This window comes from Streptomyces sp. SUK 48, assembly GCF_009650765.1.
Taxonomy (GTDB): Bacteria; Actinomycetota; Actinomycetes; order Streptomycetales; family Streptomycetaceae; genus Streptomyces.
Genome location: NZ_CP045740.1, coordinates 3,649,391 through 3,664,657, shown reverse-complemented (window position 1 = coordinate 3,664,657; position 15,267 = coordinate 3,649,391). Strand labels below are relative to the sequence as shown.

At 69.9% G+C, this 15,267-nt stretch carries 15 protein-coding genes and 2 pseudogenes; 11 read left to right on the top strand and 6 right to left on the bottom strand.

Annotated elements, in window-relative coordinates:
• The first annotated feature begins 105 nt into the window (after positions 1-105).
• Positions 106-867 carry a G1 family glutamic endopeptidase gene (locus tag GHR20_RS15725; protein ID WP_153813524.1) on the top strand — a complete coding sequence of 254 codons (762 nt, stop codon included), beginning with the start codon at positions 106-108 and terminating at the stop codon, positions 865-867.
• Between the two features lie 517 nt (positions 868-1,384).
• Here the strand turns inward: GHR20_RS15725 and GHR20_RS15720 are convergent.
• Entirely contained in the window at positions 1,385-1,741 is a 357-nt protein-coding gene (locus GHR20_RS15720) for an NUDIX domain-containing protein (RefSeq protein WP_243878033.1), read from the bottom strand.
• A gap of 134 nt (positions 1,742-1,875) precedes the next feature.
• On the opposite strand from GHR20_RS15720, the gene GHR20_RS15715 reads away from it, so the two are divergent.
• Entirely contained in the window at positions 1,876-2,325 is a 450-nt protein-coding gene (locus tag GHR20_RS15715; protein WP_153813522.1) for a hypothetical protein, read from the top strand.
• On the top strand, positions 2,318-2,929 hold the full coding sequence (locus tag GHR20_RS15710) for a hypothetical protein (RefSeq protein ID WP_111586935.1): 612 nt from the start codon (positions 2,318-2,320) through the stop codon (positions 2,927-2,929). Before GHR20_RS15715 ends, GHR20_RS15710 begins: the two co-directional genes overlap by 8 nt.
• 116 nt (positions 2,930-3,045) lie before the next feature.
• Here the strand turns inward: GHR20_RS15710 and GHR20_RS37530 are convergent, their stop codons facing one another.
• Positions 3,046-3,507, bottom strand: a complete 462-nt coding sequence (locus tag GHR20_RS37530; protein ID WP_237520222.1) for a hypothetical protein — start codon at positions 3,505-3,507, stop codon at positions 3,046-3,048.
• 380 nt (positions 3,508-3,887) lie between these two features.
• Positions 3,888-4,325 (bottom strand): ATP-binding protein, encoded by a 438-nt coding sequence (locus GHR20_RS15700; protein ID WP_153813521.1) that lies wholly within the window; start codon positions 4,323-4,325, stop codon positions 3,888-3,890.
• 177 nt (positions 4,326-4,502) lie between these two features.
• Between GHR20_RS15700 and GHR20_RS15695 the strand changes: the two genes are divergently transcribed.
• The 6 genes from GHR20_RS15695 (at position 4,503) to GHR20_RS15670 (ending at position 10,852) form a co-directional block, all read left to right on the top strand.
• Positions 4,503-5,297 (top strand): helix-turn-helix transcriptional regulator, encoded by a 795-nt coding sequence (locus GHR20_RS15695; protein ID WP_194859122.1) that lies wholly within the window; start codon positions 4,503-4,505, stop codon positions 5,295-5,297.
• Positions 5,294-5,545 (top strand): DUF397 domain-containing protein, encoded by a 252-nt coding sequence (locus GHR20_RS15690; protein ID WP_153813519.1) that lies wholly within the window; start codon positions 5,294-5,296, stop codon positions 5,543-5,545. Before GHR20_RS15695 ends, GHR20_RS15690 begins: the two co-directional genes overlap by 4 nt.
• Positions 5,542-5,790 carry a DUF397 domain-containing protein gene (locus tag GHR20_RS15685; RefSeq protein ID WP_153813518.1) on the top strand — a complete coding sequence of 83 codons (249 nt, stop codon included), beginning with the start codon at positions 5,542-5,544 and terminating at the stop codon, positions 5,788-5,790. The genes GHR20_RS15690 and GHR20_RS15685 overlap by 4 nt, the downstream gene beginning before the upstream one ends.
• 152 nt (positions 5,791-5,942) lie before the next feature.
• Positions 5,943-6,746, top strand: a complete 804-nt coding sequence (locus GHR20_RS15680; protein WP_153813517.1) for a hypothetical protein — start codon at positions 5,943-5,945, stop codon at positions 6,744-6,746.
• A gap of 116 nt (positions 6,747-6,862) precedes the next feature.
• Complete coding sequence (locus tag GHR20_RS15675) at positions 6,863-7,657, top strand: AfsR/SARP family transcriptional regulator (protein WP_111586930.1); 795 nt, start codon at positions 6,863-6,865, stop codon at positions 7,655-7,657.
• A gap of 171 nt (positions 7,658-7,828) precedes the next feature.
• Positions 7,829-10,852, top strand: coding sequence for a BTAD domain-containing putative transcriptional regulator (locus GHR20_RS15670; protein ID WP_243878032.1), 3,024 nt, complete (start codon positions 7,829-7,831; stop codon positions 10,850-10,852).
• A 195-nt stretch (positions 10,853-11,047) separates the two neighbouring features.
• On the opposite strand, the gene GHR20_RS15665 is transcribed toward GHR20_RS15670, so the two are convergent.
• The 3 genes and pseudogenes from GHR20_RS15665 to GHR20_RS15655 form a co-directional block, all read right to left on the bottom strand.
• Complete coding sequence (locus tag GHR20_RS15665) at positions 11,048-11,218, bottom strand: hypothetical protein (protein WP_153813515.1); 171 nt, start codon at positions 11,216-11,218, stop codon at positions 11,048-11,050.
• 239 nt (positions 11,219-11,457) lie between these two features.
• Positions 11,458-11,790 (bottom strand): annotated as a pseudogene (locus GHR20_RS15660) (methyltransferase domain-containing protein); the annotation flags it as partial.
• A gap of 186 nt (positions 11,791-11,976) precedes the next feature.
• On the bottom strand, positions 11,977-12,180 hold the full coding sequence (locus GHR20_RS15655) for a cold-shock protein (protein WP_004984723.1): 204 nt from the start codon (positions 12,178-12,180) through the stop codon (positions 11,977-11,979).
• 288 nt (positions 12,181-12,468) lie between these two features.
• Between GHR20_RS15655 and GHR20_RS15650 the strand changes: the two genes are divergently transcribed.
• Both GHR20_RS15650 and GHR20_RS15645 read left to right on the top strand, forming a co-directional pair.
• Positions 12,469-13,317: a menaquinone biosynthesis protein gene (locus tag GHR20_RS15650; RefSeq protein ID WP_111586927.1), complete on the top strand. Its 849-nt coding sequence runs from the start codon at positions 12,469-12,471 to the stop codon at positions 13,315-13,317.
• A gap of 42 nt (positions 13,318-13,359) precedes the next feature.
• Positions 13,360-15,208: pseudogene (locus tag GHR20_RS15645) on the top strand (serine/threonine-protein kinase).
• The last annotated feature ends 59 nt before the right edge of the window (positions 15,209-15,267 follow it).

Sequence of the window (15,267 nt, the reverse complement as noted above, 5' to 3'; positions counted from 1 at the left end):
CAACGGGACGCGTGTTGACTGCACACTGACAACCACGGGGGCACGTTCCCCCCACTGGTGGCCGCCAGTCACGTCTGCACCGCGAGACCCGCGATAAGGAGCAGCATGTCTGCCACGATCCGCCTCACCGCAGCCACAGCCGTCGCCGCCGCCGTCCTGTCGGCCCTGGCGACCTCCCCCGCGGCCGCCGCCGCCGCGCCGGCGCTGCGCATGACCCCGGTCAGCGGTCACATCAGCAGTCACCACCTGGTCGGTGGCATCAGGAACAGCACCAGCTCCAACTGGGCCGGCTACGCCGCGACCGGTACGACGTTCACCAGCGTCTCGGCGAGCTGGGTGCAGCCGGCGGTCAGCTGCTCCAGCTCGACCACGTACTCGTCGTTCTGGATCGGCATCGACGGCGACGGCAGCAACTCCGTGGAGCAGACGGGCACCGAGGCGGACTGCTCCAGCGGCCGGGCGGTGTACTCGTCCTGGTACGAGATGTACCCGGCGTACCCGGTGAACTACAGCAACGCGGTGAGCGCGGGTGACCACTTCACCTCGACGATCAGCCGCAGCGGCACCTCGTACACGCTCACCCTCACGGACACCACCAAGGGCTGGACGAAGACCACCAAGAAGACGCAGAGCGGTCTGTCCAACGCGTCCGCCGAGGTCATAGCCGAGGCGCCGTCCAGCTCCTCCGGCGTGCTGCCGCTGTCGAACTTCGGCACCGCGAACTTCACCAACGCCACCGCCAACGGCCAGGCCATCGGCAACTACTCGCCCGACAAGATCAACATGGCCTCGGGCAGCACCACCAAGGCGACGACGTCCTCGCTCAGCGGCGGCGAGAACTTCTCGGTCGCCTTCAACCACAGCTGATCCCCGGCTCCTACTCCGACGAACCGGCCCCGGACACGCCACGGCGTCCCGGGGCCGGCCCGTGGCTGTTCGTTCAGCTCGCCCTGAGCCGCGCCAGGAACTCCGAAACCCCGTCGACCCGGCGGTACGGCTCGAAGGCGGGTGCGAGTTCACGCACCAGGGTGATGCAGCGGGGAGCGCCGATACGAGTGGCCAGGTCGAGCGATTCCCCGGTGACGGCGAGGGCCTGCTCGATGTCGTTTGCCTCCAGACATCCCCTGGCCTGGTAGGTCAGGAAGATTCCGCGGGTCTTGTCGCGGGCGCGGGGCAGCAGGGCGATGCCCTCGGCGATCCGTGCCGGCAGCCCTGGTCCGGGTGGTGGAACCGCCGAAGGCGCCGGGGCGTGAGGATTCGGAGCCGATCAGTACTCGTTCGGGGGCGGGGTGCTTTGCCATGAGCGGTGTCGCGTCGGAGCGTATGGCCGCCAGTGCCGCCATGGCCTTCGCGCCGTTGACGGACTCGTTCGGCGCGAGTTCCGTCAGGTCGGTGCGCCGTCCGTCTTGATCAGCTGGACGTGAGACTCCTGCATCCCCTCCGGGAGTGCGTCCGGGTCGAACCATTTCGCCTCCAGGATCTCGAAGCCGTCGAGCTTGAGAGTTCCGCCCACGTGAAGCGCCTCGTACGCGATTTCCGCGCGGAGCCTGTAACCGCTGGTCACCTGGACCAGGCGCCCGGGAACGACTTCGAGACCGGTTTCCTCCCGGACCTCCCGGACAACGGTCATCGGGAATTCCTCGCTCTTGACCGCGTAACCGGTCGGCAGCCCCCAGGGCCGGTCGGCGGGCCACATGCGGTGTTTCAGCAACAGGACTTGACATCGCTCGTTCCGCACCACGCGGACCTGGGCCGCTTCATCAGCGTCGACCCCGTCTTCGAGGCCGGAAAACGCAGGAGCTCGGTGGTTACACATACGCGGGCAGTAATCCCATCACGAACAGCGACCCCAGCGGCCTTTTCCTGCCGGGAGATGTGCTCGGGGGTGTTCCCGCACAAGACAACCAAGAAGATACGGCGGGGGGAGGCGGCGGGAAGCGTATTAACCCCTCCGTAACTGGTGGATCGAACTACGATCCCGACGAGGTTTACCCGGGCATCGACGTACCGATGCAATGGAAAGGTCGAGCGAAGTTCGTCCGTATCTTCGAAAGATACCTGGACGTGTCCCGTAATACCGACGGAACGCTGCCGGCATATTTCTACGACGGCTCGAATCCGCAGGCACTTTCCGGGCAGCTCGGATGGTATGCGCAGAGCACCTGCTATGAGATGAGGACATGCTCAAACGCCCTCATGGCGAAGTTTGCAAGCATGTCCATGGGTTATGGGGAATATATTCAGGCTATCGGGGCTGGTGGGCCCGATGGTCAGGGTGCCCAACGGGTCCCGCAGATGGACGAAGTGGTGATGTTGGATGGCTAAGCCGCTGACCGCGCCGGCCGTGTTGCGCGCGGCCATGGACCTCGGCGCTGTCCCTTCCCAGGCTGAAGTGTCACGAAGGGGTGAGGTGCGCTGGGAGTCTCAAAGGCTGGCGTACCTCGGGTGGGTCTCCAAAGACGCTGCGGGCATGCTGGCCTGGCACATGAACGTGGGCGACGCGAAGTTCGGCATGGCTCTGGAGAAGTATGGGCGCATGTCCATCCCGATTCGCAGTTCAAGTAACGAGATGCCCTGGCCGCAGGCTATGGACAGCTCGCTGGAGGAGTTTCTTCGGGAGGGGCTGGGTCGAGCGGCTCGGTTCGTAGACGATCGCACCGATCTTTGCGAGTTGCTTTCGTCGCCCGAAGACGTACAGCGAGGCGACCTTTATGTCTGGCTTCCCGTAGCCAACTATCCAGCTCGCCTTGTGCAGGCTCTGGTGCTGGCACGTGATATCGGTGACACTGGCTTGGAGTCGCGAATCCGGGGGCAGCTGGAACAAGGACCGATTCGCTTGTCGAACGGAAAGTCTATGGACGTTCTGGCATCGGCCAAGGGGTGGGCGAGTCGATATGCAAGTGCGCTGGGATTTACCATCCCAATCTAATCAACCATAAAGAGATACAACCTCATTGCGTTGTGTCTCGCAGGAAATGGGAGTCCCGCCGAAGAGATCCTTCGGCGGGACTTCTGAGGTGTTTGACGGCAACGCTGACGGAAACGTCAGCGGACGACGGCCGTGGCGGGTGGTTCTTCGGGTTCGTCGTCGGTCCGGCCGAGGGAGTTCCTTGATGACGGCGGGATCGAAGCCTTGCCCCAGGAGCACGATCGCGGTCGAGTGTCGGAGATCGTGGAAACGGATCGTCCGGAGTCCCCCGCCGCGGAGGAGGTGCCGAAAGGGGCGAGGCCGTTGTCCGTCCAACTCGTTGCGGGCGCCGGAGTCGGGACCTGGGCGGGGGCTTTCACCGGGTCGGAGGAGGCCAGGTAGCAGATGAGCTTGTTGATCAGCGACGTCTTGCTGAAGCCGGGCAGGCGCTCCCACTCGAACCAGACGTGTTTCCCGTGCCGGATGTTCGCCCGGGTCTGACGATCGATCCGCAGGTAGTGGACGATGCTCACCACGGCCTGCGGAGTCGCCAGGGCGAGGATCGCCCCGAGCAGGACCCGGGGGGCGATCTCGTTCACGGCCTTCGCTTCACGCCTTTCCCGTCGTAGATGAACCCGAGGAGCGTCGTCTGCTGGTCGGAGCAGTCTGCTCGGCCGAGCGCCGGACACACCCCAGAGCCACCACGACGGTGGCGAGCCCTTGGGCCAAGGCGGGGGAGAACCGATGCCCACCGAGGGCTGACAGTTGAAGATCCGAGCCCAGGGGGTCTCCGGTCTGCGGTTCCTTGATCTTCGGGGCTACGTCGGTGCCCGACATGCAGGCAGCAGATGTCGTCGGCCACCATCCGCGGAGCCGGTCGGAAGTGCCCAGCGGGCCACATGAGGTGTTTCGGCAACAGGACTCGTCCTTCTTCGTTCACCACGGCCACGTGGACCGGGTCACGCGCCGGCCGGGACGGCTACGCGTCGGGCGGACCGGTCAGCGGGAGCTCGGCCCACACCGTCTTGCCGACGATGCGTTCGCGCACGCCCCAGGTCCGGGACAGCGCGTCCACGACGACCAGACCCCGGCCGTGCTCGTCCCCGAAGGCGGCGCGCAGGACCTGCGGCCGGCGTTCGCCCCGGGTGTCGCTCACCTCGATGAGCAGGGTGTCCTCCGTGGGCAGCAGCGTCAGCCGCAGCTCGAAGTCCCGGCCCGGTACGCGACCGTGGGTGACGGCGTTGGCCGCCAGTTCCGAGACGAGGAGCTGAGCGGTGTTGTTCAGCGGCCCGTCATAGGGGTAACCCCAGTTGTCGAGCGCGGTTCCGGTGAGGCGTCGGGCCAGTCGGGCGCCGCGGGGAGTGGCGGACAGCCGCTGGATCAACTCTTTCAGGGGGGTGGAGATTTCCAGATTCACAACACCGAGCGTGGCCGGTTCTCCCTACGCTGACCAGGAGAAACCCGGCGACTCAGCGTAGTCGTACGGGTACGCGTCGGTGCGTGTACGGAGAGAGCGGAGGACGGAGTGGTAGACGAACAAGAGCGGCGGCCGGACACTCCTGGGCAGGAGAACGGGGCGGCGGGTGTCTTCGCCATGGTGGGCAGGCAGTTGAAGCTCCTGCGGGAGCGGGCGGGGCTCAGTCAGCCGGAGTTCGGGGCGCTGGTCGGGTACGGCCCCGACCAGATCTCGGCCATGGAGCGGGGCGTGCGGACCCCTAGGCCGGACTTCCTGGTCAAGGCGGACCCCATCCTCAACGCCAACGGGCTGCTGATCGCGGTCATTCCCGAGGTGGAGGACGCGATGCGGCGGGCTCGGACCCGGCACCCCGACTGGTACCGGGGCCAGGCTGAGATGGAGAAGGAGGCGGTGGAGCTGCACTTCTACGCCAACATCGCGGTGCCTGGCCTCTTGCAGACCGAGGCTCACGCGCGGGTCGTGTTCGCCAGGGGGCGGCCGTTCCTCAGCGAGGAGACCATCGAGAAGCGGCTGGCCGACCGACTCTCACGTCAGCAGGTCTTTGAGCGTTGGCCCGCGCCCATCGTCAGCTACGTCCTCGAAGAGGCGGTACTCGACCGGCCGATCGGCGGCTCGCGGGTCCACGCTGATCAGCTGCGCCGCCTGCTGACCATCGGGGACAGGCAGAACGTCGAGATCCAGGTGATGCCGACCGAAATGGAGGAACACCCCAGCCTGGACAGCGCGTTCAACCTTCTAGTTCCGAAGGGACACGAGCAGGTTGCGTACCTGGAAGCACAGGGTCACCCCCAGCTGATCATCAACCGCGAAGACGTCCGGAAGATCGCCGACCGCTATGGGATCATGCGCGCGATGGCACTGACTCCCAAGGGGTCCCGCGCTCTGATCGCGGAGAAACTGGAGAAGCTATGAACACCGAGAGCCGGGCCTGGTTCAAGTCCAGCTACAGCAGCCATGAGGGCGGCGAGTGCGTCGAACTCTCCTTCACCTGGCGCAAGTCGAGCTACAGCGGCGGCGCGGGTGGCGAGTGCGTCGAGGTCGCCGAGCACCCCGCCGCCATCCACATCCGCGACTCCAAGCGTCCCACCGCCCCCCACCTCACCATCCGCCCCACCGCATGGGTCGCCTTCCTCGACGCGGAGAAGACGGAGACGACATGAGCGCTGAGAGCCCGGTGTGGTTCAAGTCCAGCTACAGCAGCAATGATGGCGGCGAGTGCGTCGAACTCTCCTACGCCTGGCGCAAATCCAGCTATAGCAGCGGAGAAGGCGGCCAGTGCGTCGAGGTCGCCGAACACCCCACGGCCATCCACATCCGCGACTCGAAACTTCCCCTTACTCACCTCACTGTTCACCCCTCCACCTGGGCATCCTTCCTCACAGTTGCCCACGTACAGGCGAGGTGAGCGATTGACGGGTCGGCGAGGGGAGAGGACCGGTAGCGTACGGGGCGTTCTGTCCGCAACCAAATGCCGGGGAACCGTCCGGGACCGGATCGGTAACGCCCGCTCGTAGCCTGCCTTTCCACCCTCGCCGACTTCGTCATCCGAGCAGAGGTATGAAAGAAGACAACGACGTCAGCCGGATCTTCCTGCTGAACCCCGACCCGCGCCTCCTCGGAGAGGCACAGCGGGCCGGTGTTCAAGTGCGGGCGGCCTGGGCCGACACGCACGACGAGTCCGCGCTGCGGCCCCTCCTGAAGGAGGCCGCGGCGGCCGGGCTGTTCGTCAACCCCGCACGCGCGCTGCGGCTGCTCGCGGACCCGGACGCCGTACAGCGGCTCGTCCGGGACAACCGGCTGTCGCCGGACGCCGGGGCGGTCTCCGGCGCGCCCCGGCTGACCGTGGAGACGCTGAGCGTGCACGGCATGCACCAGACCGTGGGGATCACGGCCCGGATGCCGTACGGCCTGCTCTCCCCGGCCCCGCTGACGGAGGACACCGCGGCGGAGGTACGGGCCGTGGTGACCGCGCTCCTGGACCTGACCGGGTACCAGTACGGGCCCGCGCACACCGGGGTCACCCTGACCCGGCAGGGCCCGGTGATCACCTGCTGCCGGGCGGGGCTCGGGGACGATCCGATCCCCGAACTCCTCAGCGTGGCCGGGGGCTTCGACCTGGCCGCCGGGGCCGTACGGGTACTGGCCGGAAAGCTCGTCGAGGTCGCGCGGCCGGAACGATTCGCCGCCGCGGCCGAATCGAGCCGCTCACCGGGCCCCGAGCACCGGCTTCCCGGTGTCCGGTTCGTGCCGGCGCGGGGCAGCTGCCCGCCGGGTCACTTCGTGGTGCACGCCGACTCACCGGCCGGCGCCGCCCAGCGGGTGACCTCGCTGGGTGAGCTGGTCGCGGGCCAGGCGAGCTGATCCGGACCCCACCGGGACCGGATCGGTAACGAAACGGGAGGACCTCCCTTCACTGTTGATACGTCGCCGGAAGAAGGACGACGACGCCAGCGACGTCAACAGGAGGCGGAGCCAGGATGCTGAAGTTCTCGATCCTCGGGGCACTACAGGTCCGTACCGTGTCCGGCCCCGCGGAGATCTGTGGCGACCTCCAGCGCACCCTCGTACAGACGCTGCTCGTCAGCGAGGGGCAGCCGGTGTCCGGGGAGAGCCTGGTCGAGGAGATGTGGGGCGAGACCGTACCCGACAACCAGTCCAATGCCCTCCAGGCGCATGTGAGCAGGCTTCGGCGGAAGCTGAAGGTCCTGGAACCGGGGCGTCCGGTATCCCGGGTGACGATGCATCCCTCGGGTTACCGGCTGACCGTGGACGAGGGCGAGATGGACGCCGCCGAGTTCGTACGGACCGTACGGAAGGCGGAATCCGCGTCTTCGTACGACGCGGAGGGCACCGCCCGGATGCTCGGGCAGGCGCTCGCGCTGTGGCGGGGTCCGGTGTTCGGCGGGTTCCCCGGCGGGACCCTGTGCCAGCTCGCCGGAGCCCGGTACGAGGAGTACCGGATGCGGGCCATGGAGCTGCGGTTCGACGCGGAACTGCGGCTCGGACAGCATGCGGCGGTGCTCGCGGAGCTGGCCGAGGCGCACAGCCACTACCCCCTGCGCGAACGGTTCTGCGAGCAGCTGATGATCGCCCTCTACTGCTCGGGCCGGCAGGCGGACGCGCTCGAGGTGTTCCGCCGGATGCGCCGGCAGCTCGACGAGGAACTCGGCATCCAGCCCTCGCCCGCGCTACGCCGGGTTGAGAGCGCTATCCTTCGGCATGATCCCGCTCTCGTCAGGGATGCGCGTTCGACCCTCCTCCAGATCGCCTGAGGTGGTTAGCCTGTTCGCCAGGACCGAGGAAGACCCCAGGTAGCCGGAATCACCTCCTCCGTGTTGCTCGTTCGGGTACAACCTAGGATGGTCCCGAACATCTCGGGCCGGGCGGCGCGGCGGGGCGGAGGGGACGGGTTCGTGGAATCGGCGGCATCCGGTCGTCCTGTCGTGCGCTTCAACATCCTCGGCTCGCTCGAAGGCTGGTGCGGGGAGCGCCGGTTGAGGCTGGGCAGTCCGACCCAGGAACGGGTGCTGGTCACCCTGCTGCTCGAACCCGGCCGTATGGTGCCGATGTCCCGGCTGATCGCGGCGGCCTGGGACGACGAGCCGCCGCAGACCGCGAGCCACCAGGTCCGCAAGTGCGTCGCGGCCCTGCGCACCCATATCCCGGACGGCGCGGCCCTGATCGTCACCGACGGCGCCGGGTACCGCGCCGTGCTCGGTGAACACCAGCTGGATCTTCACGAGTTCACCGAGCGTTCCAGACAGGCCCGGCAGGCGGTGGCGGCCGGACGGCCCGAGGAGGCCGTCGGACACCTGCGCTCCTGCCTGGAGCTGTGGCGGGGCCCGGTGATGGCGGGCGCGGGCGGCGACGTGATCAGCGGGGCGTCCGCGGCACTCGAAGAGCGCCACATGGCGGTGGCCGAGCAGTATTTCGAACTCCAGCTGGAACTGGGCCAGTCCGCCGAGCTGATCGGGCCGCTGCGCGAGCTGGTCACCGCGCACCCGCTGCGGGAGACCCTGCGCGGCCGGCTGATGCTGGCGCTGTACCGGGCCGGACGGCAGGCCGAGGCGCTGGAGGAGTTCGGGCGGGTACGCGATCTGCTGGTGGAGGAGCTGGGCATCGACCCCGGCGCCGAACTCACCCGGCTCTACGAGGCGATCCTGCGCGACAGCCCCGAAGTCGCCGCCCGCGTACCGCAGTCGGTGGCCGACCGCGCCGCCCTGCTGGTCCCCGCGCCCTACACCACCCAGCACTCGGGCACCGAGCCCGCGCCCTGCACCCTGCCCTACGACCTGCCGGACTTCACCGGCCGGGACGAGGAACTGGCCCGGCTGGTCACCGTGGGCTGCGCCCCGGCCACCGGCGGCACCCGGATCGTCGGCGTGGACGGCATGGGCGGCAGCGGCAAGACCGCGCTCGCGGTGCACGCCGCCCATCTGCTGGCCCCCGAGTATCCCGACGGGCAGCTCTTCGTGGACCTGCGCGGCTTCAGCCCTGGCGAGAAGGCCCAGGAACCCGGCGCCGTACTGCACTCCTTACTGCACAATCTGGGCATACCGGACGATCGAATACCGGATGACCTGGAGCGCCGTACCACCTTCTGGCGAACCGTTTCCGCCCAGCGGAAGTTGCTGCTCCTGCTGGACAACGCCGCCGACGCCGCCCAGGTGCGGCCGCTGCTGCCCGCCTCCGAGGACTGCCTCGCCATCGTCACCAGCCGGGTCCGGATGCTCGACCTGGACGGCTCGGAGTGGCTGTCGCTGGGGCTGCTGTCGGCCGGCGACAGCGCCACCCTGCTCACCCGGATGCTGGGCGTCGAGCGCACGGCCGCCGAACCACGGGCCGTGGACCGGCTGGCCCGGCTGTGCGGGGGGCTGCCGCTCGCCCTGCGCATCACCACCGCGCGGCTGCGCAACCGGCCCCGCTGGACCGTGCAGTACCTGGTGGACCGGCTCGCCGACGAGACCCGGCGGCTGCGCGAACTGAGCGCCGGGGAACGCAGCGTGGAGGCCACGCTCCGGCTGTCGTACCAGGCCATGGACGAGGACCAGCGGGCCGCCTTCCGGCTGCTCGGGCTGCACCCGGGCAGCGCCATCGACGTGCCCTCCGCCGCCGCCCTGCTCGGCACCGACGGGCATGACGCGGAGGACCTCTTGGAGTGCCTCCTGGACGCCCATCTGCTGGAGCAGCACGAGGCGGGCCTGTACGGCTTCCACGACCTGGTGCGCACCTACGCGCTCAGCGTGCGCGAGGTGGAGGACGACGAGGAATCGGCCGTCGAGCGCCTGGTGGCGTACTACATCCGGAGCACCGACCGGGCCTGCGAGACCCTCTTCCCCGGCCGCAGCCGCTACGGCGAGATCCCGGCCACGAGCGACACCGCCGCGCTGCCCCGGCTGGACGACGGCGAGCAGGCGCTGCGCTGGTTCGACCGGGAGTACGAGGCGCTGCTCGCGGTGGTCGCCCAGGCCGGCACCCAGGGGCTGCACCGCCCGGCCGCCCTGCTCGCCCGCAATCTGCTCTTCTACCTCGATCTGCGCGGCCGTTACGAGGAGTTCCGGGTCGTCGGCCGGATCGGGGTGGCCGCCTGCCGCCAGCTGGACGACTCCGGGCTGCTCGGCATCAGCCTGTGCAACCTGGCCGTCGCGCACTGGTGGCTCGGCGACTTCCAGGACGGCATCACCACCGCCCAGGAGGGCCTGGAGCTGTCCCGGGGCAGCGCCCCCCGCTCCGAGGCGATGTGCCTGGACGTACTCGGGCTGCTGCACGGCTCCCTCGGCAACTTCGAGGAGGCCCGCACCTATCTGGACCAGGGCATCGGGCTGCACCGGCAGCTGGGCGTGGCCCGGATGGAGGCGGAGGCGCTGGTCAACCTCGCCACCGTGCAGATCTGGACCGGGCACTACGAGGAGGCCGCCCGCAACGCGGCCCGCGCCACCGAGCTGAACCGGCGCCTGGGCGAGCGCAACAACGAGATCCACTCGCTGACCTTCCTTGCCCTCGCCCACCTCGGCACCGGCGAGGACGAACGGGCACGCGCCTGCCTCGCCCAGGCCCTGGAGCTGTGCGACGAGTCCCGCAAGCCGGCCAACGTCGCGGTCGTCCTCGCCCACTGGGCCCGCGTCTGCCAGCGGCTCGGCGATGTGCGCTCGGCCGCGGAGCACGCCGAGCGGGCCCTCGACCTGGTCTCCGCGGAGGGCACGGCGCTGCGGCAGGCCGCGGTGTCCAACGTGGTCGGCCTGGTCCATCTGCGCAGCGGGGCACCCGAGCGCGCCATGGAACTGCACGGCCAGGCCCACGAACTGGCGTCCCGGCACGGCTTCCGGATCGAGATCGCGCACGCCCTGCACGGGATGGCGGAGGCCGCGCGGGCGCTGGACGACGGCAGGACGGCCGAACGGCACCACGCCGAGGCGCGGGCGCTGTACGACGCGATGGGGGTCACGGAGGCGGGACGGCGGCTGTAGGCCCCGGCCGGCCGCGATTCCCAACTCGTGTGCGCGTACCCGGTTTACGGTTCCCCGGAGCGGATACACGAACGGCACCGGTGGGTGTGGGACCCGGCCGGTGCCGTTGCGGCGCTCGTGTGGGGGGAGCGGGCTGTTCGGGAAAGGTGGGGGTATGGCACGCTGCTGCGGCCGTGCGCTGTACCGCGGAGGTGGTCAGGCGTGGACGACGCCCGGGCCGCGACCCTCGTCGGCGCGGACGGAGTGGCTGCTACTGGTGCTGTGCAGCCCGGTGGCGGGCAGCGCGGCGGCCGCACCCAGGGCGAGGACGCCCACGCCCGCCAGAGCCGCCAGAACCGTCTTCGTACGCAGTGCGATGGAACGCATGTGCAACCCCTTGTGAGAGACGGACCGGGTTCCGGTCGCCGGGTTCTCCCCGGCGCCACGACCGATATTTGGGGAATGCGGTCCCTATGCCGTCCCCACTGGTTACCGGGGTCGGGGAGGCCGTCGGGACCCCTGATCGGCTGCGCAGGTCAGAACGGGTGTCGGGGCGGGTGTCAGGGCGCTCTGACGACCCCGAGAAACGCCTGCGCGACCCGCGCGACACCCTCGCCGAGCGTGTCGTCGGGCAACGGGAGGTCCAGCATGGAGCCCTGTTCGAAGCGCAGTCCGGGGTGGTCGCGGCGGGCCACGGCGAGCATCGCGGCGGAGAGGTCGAGACCGAAGGCGTCCAGGCCGAGGGCGGCGAGATGCCCGGTGACCGCGCCGGGACCGCAGCCGAGGTCGGCGACGGCGGCTCCGGGGCCCACCTGCTCCGCGAAGGCGGCGAGCAGGGCGCGTTCCAGCGGCTTGTCGGCGAGGGGATTCGCGAAGTGCTCCGCGTAGTCCTCGGCGACGGTGTCGTAGAACTCGCGAGTGGTGCTCAGGAAGTCCGGGGAGTCCTGGTTTCTGGTCATGCCCCGGAACGTAGTAGTTCATGAACGGATCGCGAACCGCGGAGGAATTAGTTCCGTATGAAGGCTGGGCATGAAGACGGCGGCAGGAGCGGCATGAAGGGCGCGGCCGAAAAGGCAGGAGCCCCGTTGCCTGGACGGCGCGGGGCTCCTTGGGTACTGCTCTCAGGTTCTGCGATCAGGCAGTGATCAGACGGGGGTGACGTTCTCCGCCTGCGGACCCTTCGGGCCCTGCGTCACATCGAAGGACACCTGCTGGTTCTCCTCGAGGGAGCGGAAGCCGGTGGCGTTGATCGCGGAGTAGTGAACGAAGACGTCGGGGCCGCCGCCCTCCTGGGCGATGAAGCCAAAGCCCTTTTCGGCGTTGAACCACTTAACGGTTCCGGTAGCCATAAGCCCTCCTTGGGCTCAAAAGGGTTTGCCCTGCTCCAGAACCTGCAAGTGCGAAAACGTGCTGCACCACTGCATACGTCTGAAAACGACGAGAGCCCGCGGTCACATGCTCCGCAGGCTCTGTACTGCAAGGGAAACCAAACTGCAACTTGCGGCGAGCCTAGCATGCAGGCAGCCGAAAGCAATAGAGGGAAAGATCACTTCACTCAGATGTTTGAAAGCCGGTAACCCGTATGACGGTGGGGCCGGTCCGAGCACCGTACCAGCCGAGGGCTAGAGTCCCGCGATGTGGACATTTCTCGCACCCGGCCGCGCGTCGGCCACATCCAGTTCCTGAACTGCCTGCCCCTGTACTGGGGGCTCGCGAGAACCGGCACGCTCCTCGACTTCCAGCTGACCAAGGACACGCCGGAGAAGCTCAGCGAGCGGTTGATCCAGGGGGAGCTCGACGTCGCCCCGGTCACCCTGGTCGAGTACCTGAAGAACTCGGACGACCTGGTCGCCTTCCCGGACATCGCCGTGGGCTGCGACGGCCCCGTGATGTCCTGCGTGATCGTCTCCCAGGTCCCGCTGGAGGAGCTGGACGGCGCGAAGGTCGCCCTCGGCTCCACCTCCCGCACCTCCGTGCGCCTCGCGCAGCTCCTGCTCGGCGAGCGGTACGGGGTCCGGCCCGAGTACTACACCTGCCCGCCCGACCTCGGCCTGATGATGCGGGAGGCCGACGCCGCCGTACTGATCGGCGACGCCGCCCTGCGCGCCAACCTGCACGACGGCCCGCGCTACGGCCTCGACGTGCACGACCTGGGCACGCTGTGGAAGGAGTGGACGGGACTGCCGTTCGTCTTCGCGGTGTGGGCGGCCCGGCGGGACTACCTGGAGCGCGAGCCGCTCATCACCCACCAGGTGCACCAGGCGTTCCTGGAGTCCAAGAAGATCTCCCTGGAGGAGGTCGACAAGGTCGCCGAACAGGCCGCCCACTGGGAGGCGTTCGACGCGCGGACCCTCGCCAGGTACTTCACCACCCTGGACTTCAGCTTCGGTGACGCCCAGCTGGCCGCGGTCGCCGAGTTCGCCCGCCGCGTCGGCCCCACGACCGGCTTCCCGGCCGACGTGAAGGTGGAACTGCTCCGGCCGTAATCACTAGGCCGCGGTCCGGTCCACGGGGGAGAGGTGGAGGCCGTGCGGCCGCTCGCTGGGGACGAACCGGCGGCCATCGGGCCGTACCGGCTGCTGGGACGGCTCGGGGCCGGCGGATGGGACGGGTCCACCTCGGACGCAGCGCCGGGGGCCGCACCGCCGCCGTCAAGATCGTGCACCCGCACTTCGCCCTGGACGAGGAGTTCCGCGCCCTCCCCCACGCTCGGACCGAGCTCGCGCGGGGGGGACCCCCATCGCCGCGAGGTGGAGGCCGCGCGCCGGGTCGGCGGCGCCCGGACCGCGCCGGTGCTGGACGCGGACCCGGACGCGCCGGTGCCCTGGGTCGCCACCGGCTACGCGGCCGGCCCCTCGCTCGCCGCGGCCGTCACCGACGGGGGCCCGCTGCCCGGGCACACGGTACGAGCCCTCGCCGCGGGCCTCGCGGAGGCGCCGGCCGCGGTCCACGCCCGGGGCCTGGTGCACCGGGACGTGAAGCCGTCCCATGTGCTGCTCACCCTGGACGGCCCCCTGCTGATCGACTTCGGCATCGCCCGGGCCACGGACGGCACGGCGTCCCTCACCGCGACCGGCGCCTCGGTCGGATCGCCCGGCTACATGGCCCCGGAACAGATCCTCGGCGCCGGTGTCCTGGGAGCGGCGGACGTCTTCTCGCTGGGCGCGGTGCTGACGTACGCGGCCACCGGACAGGCGCCGGTCCCGGGCGACTCCTCGGCGGCGCTGCTGTACAAGGTGGTGCACGAGGAGCCCGAACCGGGCGCGCTGAGCGGCGCGTTGCGGGCGGTCGCCCAGGAGTGCCTCGCGAAGGACCCGGCGGCCCGGCCCGCCCCGGCCGAGGTGAGCCGCCGCCTGGCCCCCGAGGGCGCGGCCCGCCTGACGGCCGGGGGCTGGCTGCCGGGACCGCCGGTGGAGCGGGTCAGCAGGAGCGCGGTCCAGCTGCTCAATCTGGACACGGGGGAGCCGGTCCGGTCGGGGCCGGTGGCCTTCGAGGGGCTGTCGGAGGGCGGGACGGGGGTGGGGACCGGGACGGGAACGGCTGCGGGAGCCGGTGAGTTCGGGCCGGCACCGGTGATGGGTGGGCCGGCGCCGGGGATGGGTCCGGTGACTCCCGTGCCGCCCGTGACCGGCTTCCCGGCGCCACCGGCCTACGCGCCCGCGACCCCCGGCACGCCACGTCCCGGCACTCCGTCCCCCCGGCTCCCCAACTTCCGGCGCCCCGAGCGCCGTTCCCGGGCTCCGGGACGGGACGCGGCCCGGGAGGGTGTCGGTGAGCGTGGTGGTCGGCTCCGCCCCGGAGGGGCCCCGGGGCCGGCGGGTCAGCCGCACGGTGGCGCTCGCGGTCGCCGGGGCGCTCGCCCTCGGGACCGTCGGGGCCGGCGCGCTGCTGCGTCCGTGGTCCGGCGGCGGGCACGCGAGCGAGGCGGGCAGCGCCCCCCATCCCTCGGCCGGCTCCCCGACGACGGGCGCGCCCGCCCCCGGCGGCGGTGACCCCGCGCCCACCGGGAGCCCCACCGGCGGCGGCGCGATCCCGGCCCGCTACCCCGGCACCTGGGAGGGTCCGGCCACCGGCCTCGGCGGCACCCTGCCCATGGGCACCTTCCGGGTCACCGTCCACCAGGCCCGCGTGGGCGAGTCCCTGGGGCGGCTGCGCCAGACCGACCGGATCGGCGCCGTCTGCACCGGTCTGCTCACCCTGAAGAAGGTCACCGGGACGCGGCTCCTCGCGACCTCGGTGGGCGCGCAGGACAACCACCCCGGCTGCGACCCCGCCCCGCACCAGATCGAACTGACCCCGTTCGGCGACGACTTGAGGTACACCTCGGACAGTGAGTCGAAGGGCCACCCGGTGGCCGAGCTGACGAAGACCGGCTGACAGAGCCCGGTCCGGCCGGCAGACCTCGGACCGGCCCAAGAGACCTTGACCTCAAGCAT